The organism is Sorangium sp. So ce1504 (genome assembly GCF_051521635.1).
Classification (GTDB): domain Bacteria; phylum Myxococcota_A; class Polyangia; order Polyangiales; family Polyangiaceae; genus Sorangium; species Sorangium cellulosum_B.
Genome location: NZ_CP150365.1, coordinates 5,909,175 through 5,930,806 on the forward strand (window position 1 = coordinate 5,909,175; position 21,632 = coordinate 5,930,806).

At 70.9% G+C, this 21,632-nt stretch carries 14 protein-coding genes; 7 read left to right on the forward strand and 7 right to left on the reverse strand.

What is annotated here, in order from left to right; genetic code table 11:
* The first annotated feature begins 124 nt into the window (after positions 1-124).
* Positions 125-2,587, forward strand: a complete 2,463-nt coding sequence (locus WMF39_RS22190; RefSeq protein WP_437747454.1) for a heavy metal translocating P-type ATPase — start codon at positions 125-127, stop codon at positions 2,585-2,587.
* Positions 2,588-2,850: 263 nt separating this feature from the next.
* The gene (locus WMF39_RS22195; protein WP_437747455.1) at positions 2,851-4,794 is read left to right on the forward strand and encodes a hypothetical protein; all 1,944 of its coding nucleotides are present in this window, start codon (positions 2,851-2,853) and stop codon (positions 4,792-4,794) included.
* Positions 4,795-4,963: 169 nt separating this feature from the next.
* On the opposite strand, the gene WMF39_RS22200 is transcribed toward WMF39_RS22195, so the two are convergent.
* From WMF39_RS22200 to WMF39_RS22220, 5 genes are all read right to left on the reverse strand, one after another.
* Positions 4,964-6,673 carry an RICIN domain-containing protein gene (locus WMF39_RS22200; RefSeq protein WP_437747456.1) on the reverse strand — a complete coding sequence of 570 codons (1,710 nt, stop codon included), beginning with the start codon at positions 6,671-6,673 and terminating at the stop codon, positions 4,964-4,966.
* A 150-nt stretch (positions 6,674-6,823) separates the two neighbouring features.
* Positions 6,824-7,831, reverse strand: a complete 1,008-nt coding sequence (locus tag WMF39_RS22205; RefSeq protein WP_437747457.1) for an NAD-dependent epimerase/dehydratase family protein — start codon at positions 7,829-7,831, stop codon at positions 6,824-6,826.
* Positions 7,832-7,996: 165 nt separating this feature from the next.
* Complete coding sequence (locus tag WMF39_RS22210; RefSeq protein WP_437747458.1) at positions 7,997-9,379, reverse strand: DUF1552 domain-containing protein; 1,383 nt, start codon at positions 9,377-9,379, stop codon at positions 7,997-7,999.
* A 1-nt stretch (position 9,380) separates the two neighbouring features.
* Positions 9,381-10,895, reverse strand: a complete 1,515-nt coding sequence (locus WMF39_RS22215) for a DUF1592 domain-containing protein (RefSeq protein WP_437747459.1) — start codon at positions 10,893-10,895, stop codon at positions 9,381-9,383.
* Between the two features lie 625 nt (positions 10,896-11,520).
* A complete protein-coding gene (locus WMF39_RS22220; RefSeq protein ID WP_437747460.1) occupies positions 11,521-12,582 on the reverse strand; it encodes an MBL fold metallo-hydrolase in 1,062 nt (353 codons plus the stop codon).
* Between the two features lie 82 nt (positions 12,583-12,664).
* Here WMF39_RS22220 and WMF39_RS22225 point away from each other — a divergent pair, with 82 nt between their 5' ends.
* From WMF39_RS22225 to WMF39_RS22240, 4 genes are all read left to right on the forward strand, one after another.
* Positions 12,665-13,588, forward strand: a complete 924-nt coding sequence (locus WMF39_RS22225) for a LysR family transcriptional regulator (protein WP_437747461.1) — start codon at positions 12,665-12,667, stop codon at positions 13,586-13,588.
* Positions 13,589-13,863: 275 nt separating this feature from the next.
* The gene (locus tag WMF39_RS22230; protein ID WP_437747462.1) at positions 13,864-14,835 is read left to right on the forward strand and encodes a hypothetical protein; all 972 of its coding nucleotides are present in this window, start codon (positions 13,864-13,866) and stop codon (positions 14,833-14,835) included.
* 326 nt (positions 14,836-15,161) lie between these two features.
* A complete protein-coding gene (locus WMF39_RS22235) occupies positions 15,162-16,199 on the forward strand; it encodes a hypothetical protein (protein ID WP_437747463.1) in 1,038 nt (345 codons plus the stop codon).
* Positions 16,200-16,236: 37 nt separating this feature from the next.
* Entirely contained in the window at positions 16,237-17,568 is a 1,332-nt protein-coding gene (locus WMF39_RS22240; protein WP_437747464.1) for a hypothetical protein, read from the forward strand.
* A 97-nt stretch (positions 17,569-17,665) separates the two neighbouring features.
* On the opposite strand, the gene WMF39_RS22245 is transcribed toward WMF39_RS22240, so the two are convergent.
* Both WMF39_RS22245 and pucL read right to left on the reverse strand, forming a co-directional pair.
* Positions 17,666-18,877, reverse strand: a complete 1,212-nt coding sequence (locus WMF39_RS22245) for a PAS domain S-box protein (RefSeq protein ID WP_437747465.1) — start codon at positions 18,875-18,877, stop codon at positions 17,666-17,668.
* Between the two features lie 59 nt (positions 18,878-18,936).
* On the reverse strand, positions 18,937-19,782 hold the full coding sequence (gene pucL, locus WMF39_RS22250; protein ID WP_437747466.1) for a factor-independent urate hydroxylase: 846 nt from the start codon (positions 19,780-19,782) through the stop codon (positions 18,937-18,939).
* A 209-nt stretch (positions 19,783-19,991) separates the two neighbouring features.
* Here pucL and WMF39_RS22255 point away from each other — a divergent pair, with 209 nt between their 5' ends.
* Entirely contained in the window at positions 19,992-21,500 is a 1,509-nt protein-coding gene (locus WMF39_RS22255) for a cobalamin-dependent protein (protein ID WP_437747467.1), read from the forward strand.
* The last annotated feature ends 132 nt before the right edge of the window (positions 21,501-21,632 follow it).

Sequence of the window (21,632 nt, forward strand, 5' to 3'; positions counted from 1 at the left end):
CCGCTCCGAACCGGCCGACGCCGGAGCTCACCCGGGCCTGCCGGGGTAGACCGTAATCAGCGGAGCGACGGCGCGTCTGCGCAGGCGACAGGAGACGAGCCACGAGCTCGTGTAAGGAGAAGCCATGGCGACGATTCCCCAGCCCGTGCAGCCGACCAGCGCGAAGGCCGCGCCCGCCGCGCAGGGCGCCCGGACGGAGCTTCCGGTGCAGGGCATGACCTGCGCGGCGTGCGTGCGCCGCGTCGAGAAGGCGCTGCGCGCCGCGCCCGGCGTCCAGGATGCGGCCGTGAACCTGGTGACCCGGCGCGCGACGATCACCTACGACGCGCAGGCGACAACGCCGGCCGCGCTCGCCAGCGCCATCGTGGAGGCGGGGTACGAGGTGCCCGAGGTCCCCTCGGCGGCCAGCGTCCCCGAAGCCGCGCCGATCACGGGCCTTTCCGCAGCCCCGCAGGCCGACGGCGTCCCCGCAAGCCCGACGAGCGCCGGCGTCCACGCGGCCTCCACGGCGCCCGAGCGCCCGGCGGCGACGGCGGACGCCCCACCGCAGCGCCCGCAGTCGAGCGCGGCCGAGCGCGCCGCCGCCATGGACGCGGCCGAACAGAAGGAGCAGCGAACGCTCCGGCGCGACGTCGCGATCGCCGCGCTGCTCACCGCGCCGCTGCTCGCCGTGGCCATGTCCCACGGCGCGATCCCGGCGCTCGAAGGCGCCTCCGCGCGCTGGCTCTCGCTCGCGCTCGCGACGATCGTGGTCTTCGGGCCGGGGCGCCGGTTCTTTCGCCTCGCCTGGAGCGCGCTCCGGCACCGCGCCGCGGACATGAACACCCTCGTGAGCCTCGGGACCGGCGCCGCCTGGCTCTACTCGACCGCCGCGGTCGCGGCCCCCGGCCTCTTCCCGCACGCCGAGCACGGCCACGCGCCGCCCGTCTACTTCGAGGCCGCGGCCGCGATCGTCACCTTCGTGCTGCTCGGCAAGCTCCTCGAGACGCGCGCACGGAAGCGGCTCGCCGACGCGGTGCGCGGGCTCGTGGCGCTCCAGCCGAAGACCGCGCGGCGCGTCCGCGGCGACGCCGAGGACGAGGTGCCCGCCTCGTCGCTCGCCCCGGGCGACCTCGTGCGGGTGCGGCCCGGCGAGCGCATCGCGACCGACGGCGAGGTGGTCGACGGCGCGTCCGCGGTCGACGAGGCGATGCTCACCGGCGAGAGCATGCCCGTCGACAAGACGGCGGGCTCGGCCGTGCTCGGCGGGACGCTCAACCAGAGCGGCGCCCTCGTCTTCCGCGTCACGAAGACCGGCGCGGACACCGCGCTCGCGCGCATCGTCGAGGCCGTCGAGCAGGCGCAGGGGTCGCGCGCGCCGATCGCGCGCCTCGCCGACGTGGTGAGCGGCGTCTTCGTGCCCGTCGTCCTCGGCGTCGCGTCGCTCGCCTTCGCCGCGTGGCTCGCGATCGACCCGACCGCCGCGGGGCTCGCCACGGCGGTCGAGCGGTTCGTCGCCGTGCTCGTGATCGCCTGCCCGTGCGCGCTCGGGCTGGCCACGCCGGCCGCCGTGGCCGTCGGGACAGGGCGCGGCGCGGAGCTCGGCGTCCTCGTCAAGGGCGGCGCGGCGCTCGAGGCCGCGAGCCGCATCGACACGGTGCTGCTCGACAAGACCGGGACCCTGACCTCGGGTCGGCCCGAGCTCACGGACGTCGTGGACCTCGCGGGCGACGGCGAGGCGGCGCTCCTCGGCCTCGTGGCGGCCGCCGAGCGCGAGAGCGAGCACCCGGTCGCGCGGGCGATCGTCGAGGGCGCCCGCGGCCGCGGGGTCGGCATGGCGCCGGCCTCGGCGTTCCGCGCGGAGATCGGCCACGGCATCGAGGCGCGCGTCTCGGGGCGCCTCGTCCGCATCGGGACCGCGGCGTGGCTCCAGCGGGCGGGCGTCGACACGGTCGCGCTGGAGGCCGATGCCGATCGCCTGGCCGCGCTGGGCCGCACGCCGTCGTTCGTGGCCGTCGACGGGCGGCTCGCAGGGCTCGTGGCGGTCGCCGACCGGCCCACCGAGGAGGCGCGCCGCGCCGTCGCGGCCATGGCCGAGCTCGGCGTCGAGGTGGCGATGGTGACGGGCGATCGGGCGGGCGCCGCGCGCGCCGTCGCCGAGGAGCTCGGCATCCGCGCCGTGTTCGCGGAGGTGAGACCCGAGGACAAGGCGAGGATCGTCCGCGAGCAGCGGGCCGCCGGCCGCAGGGTGGCCATGGTCGGCGACGGCATCAACGACGCGCCCGCGCTCGCCGGCGCAGACGTGGGGATCGCGCTGGGCAGCGGCACGGACATCGCCGTCGCGTCCGCGGACGTGGCGCTGATCCGCGGCGGGATCGCGGGCCTGCCCGTGGCGCTCGGGCTCGCCCGCGCCACCCTCCGGACGATCCGGCAAAACCTGTTCTGGGCGTTCATCTACAACGTGATCGGCGTTCCGATCGCGGCGGGCCTCCTCTACCCGCTCACCGGATGGCTCCTGTCGCCCGTCCTCGCGAGCGCGGCGATGTCGCTGTCGAGCGTGTCGGTGCTCGCCAACTCCCTCCGGCTACGCGCGTTCGGCCGGACGTAGACCGGCACGCGCGGGCGCTGGCGGGCACAGCAGGAGCGGCGCGTCGCTGTCACCTTTGCAGCCCAGCGCGGTAAGCAAGAAGCCGACGAGCAGCGCGCTCATCGCGCTGATATCCCGAGCAGCCGGCTCTTCGCGCCAGCGAGGCGCTCGGCCCCGGTGCATCGCTCCACGTCACGGCCGCTCGCAGGGCGGCTACCCGGCGCCCGGCGAGTGAATGATCGGAGCCACGGATGCACCGAAGCATTCAAAAATACGGAGGATCCATGCGAGCTTACCGCCATCATATTGGCACAGCCATTGCTTTTGCCCTGTCCCTCTCGGCCCACGCGGCCGATGCCGCGGTCACTGTCGGGCTCATCGAGCCGACCAATGCGATCATCGCGGGCAGCACGATCCCGGTGCACGCAACGGCGTCGTCCCCCGAGGACATCTACTATGTCGAGGCGGAGCTCGAAGGGCTCACCATCGAGCTCACGCCGACGGAAGGGGGTCATTTCCAGGGAGCGTTCGATCTCGGCGAGCTCGCGGGCGAGCTCGCCTATGGGCCTCACGTCGTGACGGTCCACGCGTACAGCACGTTGGGCGAGGTGGCGAGCGCGCAGGGCACCGTGCACCGGTACGCGCCTCTGACGCTCGGATGGAACGCGCTCGCGCACGACACCCTCACGGACGGCTGGCGCTTCGCCGCGAAGTGCGTCCCCACGCCGCCGTACACGTGCCAGAGCCTCCAGGCGACGTTCCGCAGCGCCGAAGGAAAGGTCACCCTTTCGGCGCAGAACCCGCAGCCCGTGCCGGGGCACCTCTACCTCAAGGAAGAGCAGGCCTGGTATGGCTACCAGATCCCGTCGGGCAGAGCGTACACGCTGACCCTCGAGGCCAGCGACGGCGTGGGCCCCACCGTCACAAAGACCATCGGCCCCATCTACGTCGAGCGGAGCCCGAGGCTCACCGCCGTCCAGCGCGCGCCAGGCACCATCCTCGATTTCGACGCCGCGCGGATCCTCTTCCGGGACCCGTACCAGCGCCTCGGGATCTTCGACCGCGCCACGCAGCAGGTGACGTGGGTCGCGACCATCCCGCAAGGAGATCTGCCGATCAGCGAGGTCTACGGGGCGCTCACGCCGTCCGGGTCCGTGCACCAGTCGACGACGGGCCACATCCTCGCCTGGGTCAACGGCGCCCGGCGCACCGTCACGAGCGCGGCGCGCCTCGACGCGGTGAACGGCGACAACATCGTGTGGACGACGAACAGCGACGACTGGGCCGTCGCTACCTCGCTGTCGGCGGGGACGAACAGGACCCTCTGGCGCGTCGACGGGAGCAGGTCGCCGTTCCAGGCCGACATCACGCCTTCCGGCGGCGTCTATTTCGGCACCTACGAGGATGCCGCCATCGTCGGGCCGAGCAGGGTGCGCCTCGGCGATCATGCGGGCAACCTGCAGCGGCCGATCACCGACGGGACGAACGTCGCCGGCCGGTGGTGGGACGGCATGACGAGCTCGAGCTACCTGTACACGGCGGAGGGAGAGGAGGTGTTCCTGGGCGACTCGATCACCGGCACCTCGGCCGGGCTGCTGGTTCACGCGGGCCACGCCGCCTTCCTGAAGAGCGACGGCGCCGTCAACCAGGTCTGGCTGCGGACCCCCGACGGCGAGCAGCATCAGATCAGCGATTTCACGACGTCGAGCCAGTTCGATCAGGTGAAGCTCCGGGTCGGCCACGACGGCATCAGCGACACGGGCGAGGTCCTCTTCCTGAACGGCGGCAAGCGCTATCTCGGCCGGGCGGGGGGCGCGCCCGAGAGCATCGGCTCGTCCCTCGGGCACGGTCGCTGGCTCGACGGGAGCTGGTATGTGACCATCGGGAACACGATCCTCCAGGTCTCGAGCGCACAAGGCGCCGTCGCGCGCCTCGCCGCGCCGGGGAACGCGGAGTTCGCGCCGGAAGAGGGCCTGGGCGGCGAGCGCGAGGTGCTGTCCACCTCCTTCGCCGTGGACGAGGTGCTCGATGAGCCGATGTGGGCTCGGGATCTGCACGAGCCGGACGCGCTGCCGGCGTCGGCCGACGCGGACACGGACGGCAACATCGCGCCGGCCGCGGCCGGGTGCAGCGCCTCTGGCCCGGCGGGCTCCGCGGGCAGCGCCGCCGCGCTCGCGGCGGCGGTCACGGGCCTCGTGCTCGGGCGGCGGCGGCGCGCGCGGTCGTAGCGGCGGTCGCGGGCCTCGTGCTCGGGCGGCGGCGGCGCGCGCGGTCGTAGCGGCGCCGCGCTCCTCCACCCGGCCCGGTCGACCTCGATCGGGCCGGGGCGCCGCGCTTCTCTCTGGCCGGCCTCGTCGCGGCCCTGCCCTCGCGGCCGCCCCTCCCGTCATCCACCCATCACTCGGCGACGACGATCTGCCATCGCTGCTCCTCGCCGCCGCCCCCCCGCTGCTCGATCGCGGCGGCGTCCTCGGTGGAGCCCTGGTAGACCCCGATCAGCTTGCCGCTCTTCTTGTTCCTGATCTGGAAATCACCGCCGCCCAGATCGATGAACAGCCACGCCTGGTTGTCGCCGTCATGGTTCTCCCATTGCACCAGCGCGACCCCGTCGCTCGTCGACTCGTCAGGGACATCGAGCACCTTGCCGCTCTTGACGTTGGTCAGCCGGAAGTAGCCCGAGCCATTGTAGTTGAAGCTCCACTTCTGGCTGTCTCCGCCCCTGTCCGCGTTCTGGACGACGTCCGCCCCGTCCTCGCCCGACGCGCCGACGACATCCATCACCTTGCCGCTCTTCTTGTTGACGAGCTTGAAATTGTTCGTCGCTCCGGCGACGGCGCCGGCCGACGTGTCGATGGTCAGCGTGTTGTTCCAGCGCATGCTCATGGTGGTGTCCGACGGGAAGGAGATCGGCTGCCAGACGTACGTCGAGTTGTTGACCGGTCCGCTCCAGGCCCCTGCCCACCGGTCTCCCATGTACAGGTAGGCCGTCCCGGAGCTGCCCTGGACCGGCAGCACGTAGGTCGACTGGGAGTGGTAGGTCGTGCCGTCACCGACGTTGGTCATCGCCGACCAGCCCCTGTCGAGAGAGCGGGACGTCGCGTATTTCGCCTGGTTGGGCGACCAGCCCGTGGCGCCTGAGGTCAGCAGGAAATAGGTGCCGTTCCGCTTGAACAGCGCCGGCGCCTCCCGGTGCCCGCCGGGGAAGAGCGTGGCGGAGAGGCGGGCGATGGACAGGTAGTCGGGGGCCAGCTCGTAGAGGTTGAGATCGTAGTTCTCGTTCGTGGCGGAGATGAAATAGGCCTTGGCGTCGTCATCGACGAAGAGCCCGCAGTCGCGGGACATGTACCCGGGCTTGCCGTGATCGGTCACCCCGCTGCCGGCGAGCGGCCGGAAGCTGCCGTGATACGTGTAGTCGCCGTCCACGGTGCTCGAGCTCGCGACCGCGGCGCGAGCCTCGCCGTAGTTCACCCCGTTCTCCCAGTGCATCCACATCACGAATCTGTCCGTGGACGCGTTGTAGACCACCTTCGGGCGCTCGATGTTGGCCGGATCGAGGTCCTTGTCCGAGTCCATCGTCAAGACATGGTTCCTGAACTCCCAGCGCCGCAGATCGGTCGAGCGATAGCAGGAGACGGCATAGAACGTCCCGTCCGGGTTCCGGTTCTCTCCGAACCAGTAATAATGGTCGCCCACCCGGATCACCCCTCCCCCGTGCGCCTGGATGGGTTTGCCCGAGGTGTCGGCCCACTGGATCCCATTGACCAGGGGGCCGACCGCCGGCGGCAGCTCCGGTCCCCCACCCTCGCCAGGCGCCCCGCCGCCGCCGCCGGACGCCGAGCCGACAGACACGCTGGAGGCGCCTGGCGCCCCGCCCCCCGAAGCGCTGGAGGTGCCGGGCGCCCCGCCGCCGCCGGACGACGAGCCCACCGACGCGCCGGGCGCCCCGCCGCCGCCGGACGACGAGCCCACCGACGTGCCGACCCCGGAAGCGCCGCCGCCGCCCTCCGATGAGCCCCCAGGGAGCTCTTCCGAGCCGGAAGCGCAAGACGCGACGCCGAGCCCCACGACCAGCAGGCCCATCACCGGAGACAAGGAACCGAGACGCATGACGCCCTCCAGAAAGAGCGAGATCTCGGTGCCTTCAACCGGACGAGTCAAGTCCTTCTCGCGCGCAGCGGCCTGGGTGATTTGATCCGCTCCCGTGCGATCTGCCAGCCTGCGCGCCGGGGAGATCTCGGCAGCGCGCTCGTGGCCCGATCAGGCCCGCGCCGCGGGGATCGCCGCCGCTCCGCGCGGGGCGGCGATCTTGTACCTGTCGCGGGCCCAGGCGGCGATCTCGGCGACCTGCCGCTCGACGGGGGTCGCCGACCAGCCGAAGGCCTCGCGGAAGCGCGCGTCGTCGATGACATAGGGCACGTCCCACTGGTACGCCATCTCGGCCACCTCCCGCATGAAGGGCGAGAACAGGCCGACCGCGCGCAGCAGGACGCGCGGGAGTCGCGCCACCTCGACCTCGACGCCAAGGGCGCGCCCGAGGCGCTGCGCGAGCGCCCGCGTGCTCTCGGCAGGCGCCGTCGGCAGGTGCCAGACATGGCCCATCGCCTCCTCCCGCTCGCCCAGCGTCACGAGGCCCCGCGCCACGTCCTCCACGTAGGTATACGAGTGAGGCATCTCGGGATCACCCATGCACTCCACGGCTTTTCCGGCGAGCGCGCGCGCGTAGAAACGGTCGCCCCACGCGGACAGCGGCACGTCGGCGCCGAAGAAGTCGCTGGCGCGCCCGATGGCCACGCGCACGTCGCCGCGGCGCTGGGCCGCGAGGCGCAGCTCCTCGAGCTCGACGCGCAGCGCGCCCTTCCTGCTGCAAGGGCGGCGCGGCGAGTCCTCTCGCATGGCCCCGTCGGGCGCGCCGTACATGTACAGGCAGTCGAGGGCCACGAGCTTCGCGCCCGCCTTGCTCGCGCCGTGCACCGCGCCGCGCGCGATGGGCAGGAGCTGCGTGGCCCAGAGGTGGTAGGGCGGGTTCATGCAATCGTAGACCACGCTCGCGCCGCGCGTGGCCTCCTCGGCAAAGGCGAGATCGGTGATGTCGCCGCACACCGACGTGAGCCCCGGCCGCTCCGGGGCCCGGCGGGTGCGCTGCACCAGGCGCACGCGATGGCCCTGCGCCAGCAAGAGAGCCGCGACCCGCGGGCCGATCTGGCCGGCGCCGAGCACGACGTGGAGGCGAGACGAGGGGCTGGGGGCGAGCGATGGGTTGTTCATGGGGGCCAAGATGGCCCTTGCATTCACGCAAGACAACGCCCAGAAATGCAACACTTCACGGCAAAAATGCAAGACCTACCCGGGACGCGGGCCGCGCGTTGTGCGCGACCCGGGGCTCCCTGGAGGAGGGTCCTCAGGGAGCCCGTGTGTGCCGAGCCGAGCTGGCTACGTCAGGCTGGGAAGCGCGCCGGTGCTGTACTGCGGGTCGCCGAAGGTCTTGTCGTCGGTCCCCATCGCGTTCGCGATCGTGACGAGAAGATCGTTGTGCTGGCGGGCAGAGCCGCCGTTCGCCAGATAGTCCACGAAGCGGCCGGTGCGGAAGACCCCGCCCGCGCTGCCGGCGAGCAAGAACGGGATGTTCGTGAGCGCGTGCTGCCTCGACTCGCCGATCTCGGTGACCCACAGGACGACGGTGTTGTCGAGGAGCGTGCGATCCCCTTCCGCGTACGAGTCGAGCTTACCGAGCAGGTAGGCGAGCTGCTCCGCGAACCACGTGTGGATCTTCATGTACTTCTCGTCGCCCGCCGCGTTCCACTCGTGGGAGATGGCATGGTGATTCTGCGTGAGACCGAGGAACGGGTAGAGGTGCTCGCTCTCGGCGTACGACCACTGGATCGTGGCGACCCGCGTGAGGTCGCACGCGAGCGCCGCGGCCATCATATCCATCTGGAGCTTGCCGATGGCGGGCATGTTGTCGTCCTTCGAGAGGTCGATGCGGTCGCCGAGCGCCGGGGCCTGGCAGCTCGTCGTCGGGGTGCCGCCGCCGCCGGTCGAGGAGCCGCCGCCGGCCAGGCGCGCCTCGATGTCCCGGATCGACTGCAGGTGCGAGTCGAGCTTGAGGCGATCTTCCTTGCCGATGCGAGGCCGCACGTCGGCGATGTCCTCGCGGAGGATATCGAACACGGTCCGCCGCTGCGCGCGGAGCCGATCCAGCGCGGTGGACCCGCCAGGGTCCTGGCCCTGGCCAGGCACCGTGGCCCCGAAGAGCTGCTGGAACGTGTCGTAAGGGTCCTCGCGGGGGGGGATGGGCTGGTCCGGCCCGGCGTAGCTGAGCCGACCGCGCACCTCCGCGTCACGGACCTGGACGCCGAGCTCCAGGGTCCGGAACAGCGTGCTCGGCTGCAGCTTGTTCGCGATGTGCTGATCGAGCGAGATCCCCGACGACCAGCCTGCGTTGGTGGACATGAAGCTCTTGAAGTTGCCCTTGAGCAGCGCCCGCCCCGTCAAGAGGCCCCCGATGCCCCGAGCGTGCTCGGAGCCGATGTTGGAGTTGACCACGACGTTCATGTTGACCCCGCGCAGCGGGATAATCTTCGACTTGAACGGCGAGAGCGGCTGGAGCAGCGGGCTCAGCGTGAAGTTGGTCTCGGTGCCCGTGGGCATCCATTTCGACTCCATGGTGCCGTTCGGCGTGTAGAACACCACGAAGCGCTTGGGCGCGGTGGCCTCTTGCCCGCGGGCCAGCTCGGAGTTCAGCAGCGGAATCGTCGCCGTCGCCGCCAGCGCGCCCTGGAGCATCCGCCGTCGAGAGATCATTCGCGGTTTCATGTCACTCCTCCTCTGCGATCGCGCTGCGGTACAGGAACGCGTCGGTCTGCGTCGTCGCCACGATGAGCTCCACGAGATCACCCTCGGAGCCGTGGAACCCTGCGCGCAGCCCGTCGAGCGAGCACTCGTCGTCGATGTTCTCGAAGCGGCCCGCCGTGTAGCGGAACCATTGCGTCGCGAGGCACTCGCGGACCTGCACGCTCCCGGCGAGCTTCTCCGCCAGCTGGCGAACGCCGACGAACGGGCCGTCCATGTCATCGGACAGGACCATCTCCCCGGAGACGTCGATGACCTGCCCGCCCTCCTCGGTGCGGTACGCGCCCACGGCGTCGAAGTTCTCGAACGCGAAGCCGATCGGATCCATCAGCTGATGGCAGCCGGCGCACCTGGCATCGGAGGCGTGCTGGTTGAACCGTTCACGCGCTGTAACGCCCTCCTCGCCGGTGGGCGGCGTGAGGTCGACGTCGTCAGGAGGAGGCGGCGGATCCTGGCACATGAACTTCGCGCGGATGGCCTTGCCGCGCAGCACCGGAGAGGTCTGATCGGGGTGCGCGTGGACGGCCAGGAACGCGGGCTGCGTGAGCACCCCAGCGCGCTGGTCCGGCGGGAGCTCCACGAGCTGGGGTGTGGTCGAGCCGGGCGGGACCGTCACGCCGTAGAGCTCGGCGACGGACTCGGTGGCAAAGCCGACGGGCAGCATGAGCAGGCTCGAGAGCTTGTGGTCCCCGGACCACAGCACGTGCTCGACGAACGCGGGAGTCTCGGCGCGAATCCCCGCGACGAGCTCGTCGTCGTACCCGGGGAACAGGCTCTCCTCCTTGACGATGGTCTCGAGCTTCCCGAGGTTGAGCCATTGCTTGTAGAACTCCGTGATGGCCCGGCGCGCCCGCGGGTGCTCCAGCATCTGGCGGGTTCGCTCGGCGAGCTGCTCGCGGGTATCGAGCAGGCCCGCCTCGGCGGCATCGAGCAGCTCGTCGTCGGGGCCGGACGCCCAGACGAGGTACGACAGGCGCGACGCCATCTCGTACGGGTCGAGGCGCACCCGCGACGAGGAGGCATCGAGATCGTGACGCAGCTCCAGGCGGAACAGGAACTTCGGCGATTGCAGCGCGGCCCGGATGACGACCTCGATGCCCTCACGGAACGATCCGTCCGTGCGTCCCGCGGCGTAGGCGCGCATCAGCCGGTCGACGTCCGACGTCTCGAGCGGCCGACGGTACGCGCGACGGCCGAAGTCCTGGACGAATTGCCGCGCGCACGCCTCCTCCTGGGCGACTTGCCCCTCGACCGCGGCCGGATCACACGGCACGAGCTTCGACAGATCGCCCGCGACGGCCTCGGTCGCGAGCGCCTCGGCAGCCAGGAGGTATTTCTCCGCGTGCAGCGCAGACACGGTCAGCACCGTCGCGTTGTTGTTGAAGCCGCCGGCGATCTCATCCGGGGGGAATTGATCGGCAGGGGTGAGGGACGTTCCGAGGAGATCTCGGACCGTGTTGTTGTATTCGAATCGCGTCAAACGCCGCTGCGGAGCGAGGATCCGCTCGGCGCCGCACACCGGGGGATCTCCTTGTCCGGACGTCGAGCCGTCCTCCCCGGAGCTGGAGCCGGAGCCAGAGCCGGAGCCCGCCGCTCCGATCTGCCCGTTACCGCACCCGGCTACGGCCGTCAGCGCGAGCGTCGCTATGAGCGCGTGACCGGCTCGCCAGCGACGATATCCTAAGTCAGCCATACCGTGACCTCCTACCGTCGGTCACAACCTACGGTGAAGCCTCGGCAGACGTCAAGCGCTGCTCCCATCAATCCACGGCGCAAGACGCCAGCGTTGAATGGCCGGACAGCGGTCAACAACGGACCATCGGCTGGCGAAGTCTGATACTGCCCGAAGACTCCACTCCCGTCATATTATGGATCGACTGGCCGTCACTTGACGCGGCACGCGCCGCGTCAGCCCAGCAGAACCGGGCGCACTACGGCCTGGGCAGCGAGGCGAGAGCGCGACTCCGTCGCACCTCTCCAGGCCAAACACGCCGCGCACACGAGTAGTCATTGGAAGAATTCCCGCTCCGGCGCGTATTGATCACGAACCGCCGAAAGCTCTCCAATTTCGACCAGCGACGTCACGCGCGCCTCGCCTAGAGGCGTCACGGCGCGGGGGAGAGTTCGCAGATCACCTGGGGCGCCTCGTGCCCGTAGACGACGCGCAGGCTCGGGTGGGCGCGGACGAGCTCGCGCAGGCGCTCCAGGCTCCGCTGTCCCACGGCCTCGTCGCTCGCCGAGGGACCGCGCGGGCCGATGCCGTGCTCGAACGCCCAGGCATAATGCGACGCATCGCCGATGAGCAGCACCGGACCGGACTCTGCGTTGACCACGAACGAGAGGTGACCGCGCGAGTGGCCAGGCGTCGGGAGCGCCCAGAGCGCGCCGTCGCCCCACACGTCGATGGCCCGGTCGAACGGCGGCATGGGGACGCCGCGCGCGAACGAGAGCTCCGAGAGCGTCGCCCCCTCGGCGAAGTGCCCGTAGCCCAGGTGCCCCGCGAGATCGTCGGCCTCGCCCTCGCCGGTCACGATCTCGACGTCGCGGGGGAGCTCGCCGAGGCCGGCGGTGTGATCGCCATGAACGTGGGTCAGGTAGACCTGACGCGGGCGCGAGCCGAAGCGCGCGAGCTGAGCACCGAGCGAGCGCCCCGCGGGGAGCGTGAACCGCGTGCCCATCGCCCGGTGCAGCCAGCTCACCGGCGCGCGGATGTCGCCGAACGGCTCGCGCTCGAACGGGGCGGAGAGGCCGGCGTCGATCAGCACGTCGCCGCGCGCGGGATGGCGGACGAGGTGCGCGTAGATCGGCAGCGGCTCGTGCTCGCGGGCGCGATCGAACGCGACGTGGTCGCTGCGGAGCAACATCGAGCGCGCTCCGCCGACCTCGCCCGTCTCCAGGGTGCACAGGCGCACGCGCTGGCCGCGCGCGAACACGTCCTCCCACGCGGAGGCGCGCTGCGGGGGCACGGCGAGCTCCACGCGCGGGAGCTTCGATGGGCTGCCAACGCCGGCCCAGATCACGAGCGCCGCCGCGAGCGCGACGACGGCGCCGAGCCCGGCGCCGATCCGGCGAAGCCACGGGCGGATGGACGTGGAGGGCCGGCGAGGCACGATCGGCGGCTCGGGCGGCGTCAGCGAAGGAGCTTCATCGAGCGGGACATCACGCATGCCTCGGTTCTACGGCGCGTGGTCGCACACGGGTCATGCTTCGGCGTGATGCCTGGTATGTCGTGCAGGATATGATCCGGCGATGCGGATCGAGGACGTCGACTTCAACGGGCTTCGCGCGCTCCACCACCTGCTCGAGACGCGGAGCGTGACCCAGGCGGCGCGGCGCCTCGGCACGACGCAGCCCAACATGAGCCGCTCGCTCGCGCGGCTCCGAGAGGTCTTCGGCGATCCCTTGTTCGTGTCCACCGGCCGCGCCCTCGAGCCGACGCCCATGGCGCTCACGCTCCAGCCCGACGTGGAGCGCGCCCTGTCGGCGCTGCGCACGGTCTTCGATCCCATGGTCCGCCAGAAGCGCGAGGACGAGCCGTTTCCGCTGCGCGTGGCGACGTCCGACTACGGCACCCTGGTCGTGCTGAGGCCGTGGCTCGCGCAGCAGGCCGAGGCGCGGCGGATGACGACGCTGCGCATCGTCCAGCCCTCGCTGGAGACGATCGGCGCCCTCGAGCGCGGGGAGGTCGACCTGGCGCTCGTCCCGCGGGTGGACATTGACGGGCTGGAGCAGTTCGTGTTCCGCCCCATCGTCGACGACGAACACGTGATCGTGACGCGGCGTGGGCACCCGCTCACGCGCGGGCGCGCGACGCTCGAGCGGTACCTCGCGTGCGGGCACGTCGTCGTGGGCACCTCGCTGCCGGGGCTCTCGTCGGTGCAGCGGGCGATCGCGCGGCTCGAACGATCGCGGGACGTGCAGGCGCGCGTGCCGTCGCTGCTGCTCGCGCTCTCGCTGGCAGCGGAGACCGATCTCGTCGCTACCCTGCCCGCGCGCATCGTCCGCGCCTCGGGGCTCCCGCTCACGACCCGACCGGTCCCCTTCGAGGTCGAGCCCTTCACGCTCCACATCGTGTTTCATCCACGCTGGACGACCGACCCGCGCCATCGCAGCGTCCGGGAGAGCCTGATCTCCAGCTCCACCGCGAGAGGGCGCTCCAGGGCGTCCCCATGAGCCTCCAACGTTCGTGTGGATCGCGTTGCGGGTGCGATTCGACCGGAGCACGCGATAGCGCCGCTCAGGCACTCCACGGCCTCCGTGCAGGTTCGACTCCGATACTGCTATGCTGGCGCATGGGTCAACGCTGGGTCGCGGTGTTCGGCTGGCTTCTCGCCCTCCTGGTCGTTCCGTCCGGCTGCCATCCCCCGCCAACACAGGCGCCGGCCGCGCTGCCCGCGCGCGCGACTCCGAGCCATCACGCGGCTCCGACCCCGCGCGATCCGTCGGCCGTGATTGACCCGGACGATGATGCCGGTATCGCCGCGGCGCTCGCCGGCCACGGGCTCGATGGATGGATGCACGGCGCGGCGCCTGCGTCCGGTCTCTTCGTATTCACCTACCGGCTCCCGCACGATTTCTTCCGTTACGCTGACTTTCCGATGATCCCGGGGTCGCCGGAGGTCGCGCGGGAGCTCGCCGGGCTCCAGCGGCATGACCGGCTGCGCGTGTTCGGCAGCCTCGAGAAGAAGGGCCCTCAGCGCCATGTCCGCGTGCGCCGCATCGAGGTGATCACGCGGTTCTCCTCCGGCGTGGACGCGCCGCCGTATGCACACGACACGACCACGCGCGCGGCGCTGCTCGGGGGGCGCGAGCTCGTGGGTCGTGTGCACGGCGTCGACGCCGAGGGCAAGATCCTCGTTGTCGAGCTCGCAGACAAGGTGGTGCCGGTCTTCGTGACCCGCCCGGAGCACGTCCGAGACCTGTGGCGCAATGACAAGATCCGGTTGCATTACGTGATCGCCGAGCACCCCGATCGCCCGATCCACCTGCGGCTCGATCCGGCCGTCTCGAGGCCAATCGAGGTGCTGGAGCGCATGCAGGCCGGTCATGGCCGGCCGGTCGAGCTGGAGGGCGATCTCGTGCTCTTCCCAAGGAGCCCGCAGATAAAATTCGACATCTGGGCGCTGCGCGTCGTCGACAGGGATCGGGTGGAGCGCGAGTATACGCTCGTCAATTTCAGCGATCCGGAGCTCTTCAAGGCGATCCGCGACAAGCTCGCGCGGGGCTGGGCGGCGCACCCCGGCGCCCCGGTGGACGCGCGCAACAAGTTCATCAAACCAGGCCTGCGCGTGCGCGCGAGGGGCGTGCTCAACGTGATCTCGCCGGCGCAGGCCAATCCGCAGATCTTGCTGTCGTCGGAGGGGGCGGTCGAGGTGCTCGGAGCCCCGGGAGGGGGATCGCCGCCTCCTGTCGACCGATGAGGCGTCCCCGGGTCCCGCCGGTCCGTCCTGTGCATCATCCTGTGCATCAGCCAGGCCCGACCGCCTGACGGGCTCGACCACGGCGGTCGAAGGCAATCGCGCCTCCATTTTCTGCTTGCCCACGGTTTCCTCGGACCACACTATCTGCCGGGGGTGGGGCAGCCGCACGCGCCGCCCCTCGGAGCGTCATTCTTTCGTATCTCGAGCGAGCGCCCCCTCCGGCTCGGGCCGCTCGCGGCGTTCGTCCGTCAGAGCCCGGGACGCTCCACGCGCCCGCTTCACTGCCCCGTGTCCCGACGGCCAAGCTCTCGATCGGAGGTGCGCCCTTGAAACCAGCGATCGTCCTACCGCTCGTCATCGTATCGTCGTGCCTCGCCTCCGCCGCTGCCGCAGCCGAGCAGGCGTGCGGGTACTCCAGCGCCGGCTGGAACGCGCCGAACGGCGCGGCCGTGTTCAGCGCCGGCTCGGGGCCGATCGGAGACGTCCTTAACGCAGTCGGCGAGTTCCGGACGCACTCGATGCTGTCGCATGGCCCCGGACGGTGGGTGACGCATGCCACCATGAAGCAGCCGCGCGAGAACTCCTGGCCCGAGGTGTGCAGCACGCCCATCGTATCGAACGATCTGCTCGATGGTTATCCCGGGCTCGCGCAGGTCAACCAGGGTGGGATCTACCGCTTCCTCTACGGGAGCGGCGGGATCGGCCCGGCCGCGCTGACGTATCAGGTCGGCGATCCCAAGCGGGCCGCGTCGATCGGCGAAACCATCTGGTGGGAGGTGCCTTACTACGCCGAGCGCTCGATCATCGACGGAGGGGTCGAGATCCCTCGGCTGAGCGTCCGCGGGGACCGGGTGCACTACTCGTTCTTCCAGTACCGCAACACCGAGGGCACGCCCACCGGCGGGCCGGCGTGGAACAACGGTATGGTCTGCTCGTCATTCCTGGCCTACGCGCACCATCTCGACGGCCAGGGCGCCATCCCCCCGTACACGTACAGCCACGCCAAGCTCGCGAGCGCGGCCAACGCCCTTCACGGCGGGGTGATGGACAGCTGCGAGAACAGCCTGGGGTTCTGGGGCTCGATCGGCACATCGATCGCCTGCCTCTCGGACGTCTGCGAGAAGGCCGCCAATCAGGTCGCGAACTGCATGGCCTCGCACGCCTGCGACACCGGCAGCGGCAGCTTGTGGAGAGGAGTCCGAGACGACCCGAAGACCGTCGCCGAGTCCATCAGCCCCGACCGCATCGGCGGCTGGAGCGGGCACCCCTGGGGGACCCAGGCCGGCGCGACCGTCTGGTCCGCCGATACGAACCACAACGTCCAGTGGAACTCCGGAGGCAATGTGTACGGGTGCTGGTACTGACGATCGCTCGAGCACGCTGACATGAGGAGCTCAGGCCATGAGGACCAGGATCGGTGCGCGTCGGTCAAAGGCGCAGTGGGTCGGCGTGGCGGCGCTCGCCGCCGCGCTCTGGCTCTGGGTCTGGTCGGTCCGCCCTCCCGAGGTGCCCGAGCCCGCCCGGGCAGCGCCGAAGGCGAGCGCGCCGGAGGCCCCGCCGAGCGCGAGGCGCGCGGCGAGCGTCGCCGCGGCGAGCACGAGGGCGCCCGCGGAAGACCCGGCGCCCCGCATCGACGAGATCGAGGTCGAGAAGCCGGAGGTGTGCGCCGGCGAGGAGAACCTCATCACCGTGCGCGCCCATACCTCGAACGGTACGGATGAATACCTCCACAGCGTCATTGGCACGCGAACCGGATCGCGGGTGCCGCTCCGCATCTGGCCCGACACGGACGGTTCATACGAGATGCCGACCATCGCCGTGTTCGGGCGGAACAACGTGGTGAGTCAGAGCGAGGTCCCGAGATACAAGGTCAAGGCCTGCAAGCCGGAGCGGATCGTCGTCATCACCCACAGGCTCCTGCCGAGCACCCCCGGTGACTACGAGCTCACGGCGCGGATCGTCGACGTCGGGGTCAAGGACAACCCCGACGCGAGGCCGTTCAAGCCCGCGAGTTATGCCTGGGTGTTCGACGACGGCGGCTCGGAGAAGACGAAGGCGCCGTTCGTGACCCACAGCTACGAGCGCCGGCCGCAAACCGCGCTCGTCTCCGAGTTTTTGATCCGGGTGGAGGTCCAGAGCGAAGCGGGCGAGAAGCTCGCCGGCCGTACCCTGCTCCAGATCCCGAACATGATGTTTCAGGACCTCGCCGAGCGAGGCATCGTGACCCTCGCGGCGACGCCGACGCCCCGATTTCCCGAGCAGGACGGCGACGGCGTGGTCCGGCAGGCCTTCCGCTTGTGGCATCACCGCGACGCGCCGGTCCGGATCGATACCGTCACGGCGGTGCGGTACTACGCGGGAGCCTCGGACGCCTCACCGCGCGAGAACGCGTCGCTCGGCCTGGTCGAGATCCCACCGGGGCAAGGGGTCGATGTGGAGGTGAGGCTCGACACGGTGCGTGAACCGGATGTCTTCACCATCACGTACTTTATCGAGGGGGAGACGGCCGAAGGGAACGCTGCGCGCGGGACGTTCTCGCTGATGAAGCCGCCGCCCGCGCCGACCAAGGAGTCGAGCACACCGGTCATGGAGCCCGTCCTCCTCGCGAAGATCAAGCGGGCGCGAGAGCTCCTCGCGCAGGAGTTCGTCACCGACGAGGACATCTGGCGGCTGGAGCGAGAGGGAAAGATGGCGGATCTCGACGTCTCGCCGCCGCGGACGAAGGCGCCATAGCCCGATCCGAGCGCGACGCCATGCCCGCATCGACCCCTCCGCTTCGGGGCTCGTGACCGGTCAGGCGCCGATATCGATCGTGCCCTCGAAGCTCCGATCAACGTGGCTCGGCCCGCCGCGCGCCGTCGGCCGCGGCGGCGTCGGCGCGGTTCATCCGCTGGATGCAGAGCTTGAGACCGGCGCGGAGGTTGCCCATCGTGATGATCCCCGAGAGATCGACCCCGAGCGCGATCATCGTCTGCGCCACGTTCGAGCGGATACCCGTGATCACGCCCTCCGCGCCGAGGAGCCGTATCGCGCGGACCATCTCGATGAGGTAGCTCGCCGTCTTCGTGTCGACGGCGTCGACCCCGGTCAGATCGAGTATCGCGAAGCGCGCCCTCTTGGTCGAGATCGCGTCGAGGAGGCTGTCCATCACCTCGGAGGTCCTCACGCTGTCGACGACGCCGACCATCGGGAGCGTCAGCACGCGATCCCAGACCTCGATGATGGGCGTCGACAGCGCGCGAATCACCTGCTGCTGGGCCTGGATCATGTCGAGCCTCGCCTGGAGCTCGACCTCCTTGCGCTTCATGTCCGTGATGTCGAACGTCACGGAGACCGCGCCGTTCGGCGCGCCGCGCTCGTCGAGGACGGGGAGCAGCCAGGACCGCCAGGTGACGCCGTGGGTCTCGACCTGGTTCTCCACCACCTCTCCCGCCAGCACGCGCCGCATCCCGTCCGCGGCCTCCGGGCTGGACCCGTAGAGGTCGAAGACGTTCTTGCCGATGAGCGCCCCAGGCTTCACGCCCGAGTTCTCGAGCCCCTTGCCGTCATGATGGGTGAAGACCCCATCGCGATCATACTTGCACGCGGCGATCGGAACGTAATCGAGGATGGAGCGCAGGATGATCGAGTCGTCCCGCGAGGCGTCCGCCAGGCGGCCGCGGTGGGTCACGTCCTGCCCGAGGAAGAGCCTGCGCACCACCTGGCCGTCGGCGCCGCGCATCGGCTCGTGCACCCACGCACACGCGACGACCCGCCCGTCCTTCCGCCGGTGTTCGGCGGAGAGCGGCGCGCCGCCCTGCCCGTCGCAGAGGCGTCGCCAGAGGTCGACGTCGGGGCTGCTTAACGCCGTGTCCGCGAGGCGGCGGCCAATCACTTCTTCCGCGGTATAACCCAGCAGCCGCTCCGCCCCGGCGCTCCACGCGGCGATCTCGAGAGACCCGACGTCGCCGTTGCACTCCACGGCGATGAACGGTCCGTTGAGGACCGCGTTCATGTAGCTCGTCGCGATCTCGAGCTCGTCCGGCCCGGCCACCTGGTCCATGCGCCGCACTGTACCGGGCACGTCCTCGGCATGTCGAGAAAAACGGCCGCGCCCGACGGTCAGCTCCCTCGCTTCATCGTGGCATCGATGAGCCCGTGCGGCTCGTCGACCGGCACGAAGATCTCGTTGTCGTTGGTGAGCCCGAAGGGTGCGAGATCGACGAGCAGGCAGTGCTTGTTGGGGAGCGAGAGGCTCACCTCGTCGATGGCAGGACAGGCGGCGAGCACCGCCTCCCCCAGGTCATGAATGGTGTGCTGCACCGAGAGGCTGTGTCGCTCTGCGAACGTCTCGATCAGGGCGCGGCGGGCGCGCTCCCACGTCGCCGTCGGCGCCGGGTCGCGGCCGGCCGCGCGCCAGCGAGCCACCATGAGCGTCGAGAGGATGCGGTCCCCGGTCTCCTTGAGCGTCGTGTACTCGTCGCGCGGGAAGCCCGAGAACGCCGAGCCGGCGGTCTTGAGGACGAGGAGGTCCGCGATGCCGGACGTGATCTCGACCGCGCCGGGAGCCGCGGAGATCTCCGCGGTCCGCCGCTCCCCAGCCGCGCGGAGGAAGGCGTGAGGGTGCGGCGCGCCGCCCGCGTCGATGCGAGACCAGACGTTCTCCGCGATAGCGACCCTCGCCCGCCGGGTGTGCGGCTTGCCGAGGAAGTGCTCGGCGAGCAGGACGCCGAAGTCCTCGATCGGCTCGACCGGGTGGCCCTTGGCGAGCGCGTACACGGTGTTCTTCATCGTGTCCGTGGGCAGCACCTTGCTGTTGTCACCCTTCGTGTAAGCGTCGTCGAACTCGCCCTCCAGCTGGACATCGACCTGGACGTCGGTGAGCTCGTGCCGCGCGCCCGCGCGGCGGACCTTCACGAGCCGCACCCTCGATTTGCCATAGGCGTTCCGCACCAACGAGATTGACATCGTTCTTCAGCTCCCGCGCCGGGCGACGACGCTCTTTTGAGACGCGGGAGAGACGGTAGCTTGAAGCGCGACGCCGGCTCAAGCCTGGCGGGTCCCCTCGCCCTCGACCCGACGACGCTCCGGCGGCGGCCGCCCGCCGGAGCGTCGTCGGGCGGGCCCGTGCGATATGGCGCGTGCGGCGACGAGGGCGCGTCACCACATACGCGGGCATGGTGACCACAGAGCGTGACAGGGCGGCCGATGAGCTCGTCGCTCGCCGTGAATCGTTGAGGGACGCCGCGCTCGCCCGCCTCGAGGCCGCGTCCGTCGCGCCGCGCGCCTTCGGAGCGCGCGGCGAGCGCGAGGCGCTCTCGCGCTGCCACGTGGACCTCGCGGCGCACATCGACGCCCTCGCGGCGGCGCTCCGCGCGGCGGGCGCCCGGCAGCTCTGCGAGTACTGCGCGTTCACGGCGGTGTTCCTCGAGGCGCTCGGGGTGCCCCGGCGCGCGCTCGGCGCCGCGCTCGACGCGCTGAGCGAGAGCATCGGCGAGCAGCTCGAACCGGCGCTCTCTTCGCTGGCGCAGGACGCGCTGGCCGCGGGCCGGGAGCGCCTCTGCGCCTCGCCCCTCGTGACGCCGGCCGCGCTGGCGGCCATCCCCGAGGCCCCGTGCGCCGCCGGCGAGGCCGGCTCGCCGGCGGAGGCCATCGAGCGCTCGGCGGCGCGCATCGCGCCGATGAGCGTCGCGCTCAGCTTCATGCGGCGCCCGGCGGACGCGCTCGCCGCCGGCGCGAAGCGCGCCCTCTGCCTCGACGACGCCAGGCGCCACGTCGCGCAGCTCGCCGCGGCGGTCGACAACGGGTCGCCGGAGCTGTTCAGCGCCTATGCGGAGTGGGCACAGACGCTGCTGGTGCAGCACGGCCTCGACCCCGCCGAGCTCGTGGGCTACCTCCGCGCGCTCGGCGACGTCCTCGCGCTCACGCTGCCGGAGCGCCTCGCCGAGGCGCCGCGGCGGTACCTGGCGGCGGCGCTCGAGCGGCTCACCTCGACGCACGCCGAGAATCCCACCTTCGTCCGCCCGGAGGCTCCGCTCGGCGCCGTCGCGTGCAGCTACCTCGACGCGCTGATCGCGCGGGACCGGAGGCGAGCGGTGCGGGCCATCCGGGAGGCGCTCGACGCGGGCGCGCCGATCAAGGACATCTATGCTCACGTGCTGCAGCCGTGCCAGTACGAGGTGGGCCGGCGCTGGCAGCTCCGTCAGCTCAGCATCGCCGGCGAGCACTACTGCACAGCGGTCACGCAGATGATCCTGAGCCAGCTCTATCCGCACATCGTCAGCGCCGATCGCGCCGGCCGTCGCCTCGTGGCCACCGCCGTGGACGGGAACCTCCACGAGATCGGCGCGCGCTTCGTCGCCGATTACTTCGAGATGGCGGGGTGGGACACCTTCTATCTCGGGGCCAGCACGCCGGCCGAGCACGTCATCCAGGAGGTCGTCGACCGGAAGGCCGACGTCCTCGCGATCTCGGCCGCGCTCAGCGATCAGCTCTCGAGCGTCCGCCAGGTGATCACCGCGGTGCGCGGCGACGATCGGTGCAGGGGCGTCGTCGTCCTGGTCGGCGGCCAGCCGTTCCGCGTCGTCGACGACCTCTGGAGGCAGCTCGGGGCCGACGGCTCGGCGCCGAGCGCAGAGCGGGCCGTCCGCACGGCGGAGCAGCTCCTCGCGGCGCGGAGCGCATGACCCCGCTCCGCGCCTTCAACCGCCGGCCACGCGGGGTGCGTTTCGCATAGCGAGCTCCGCGCCGGCCTGCCAAAGACAGATCGTCTCCGCCGCGAGCGAGGGAGAGGCTCGGATTCCGATGATTCCGATGGA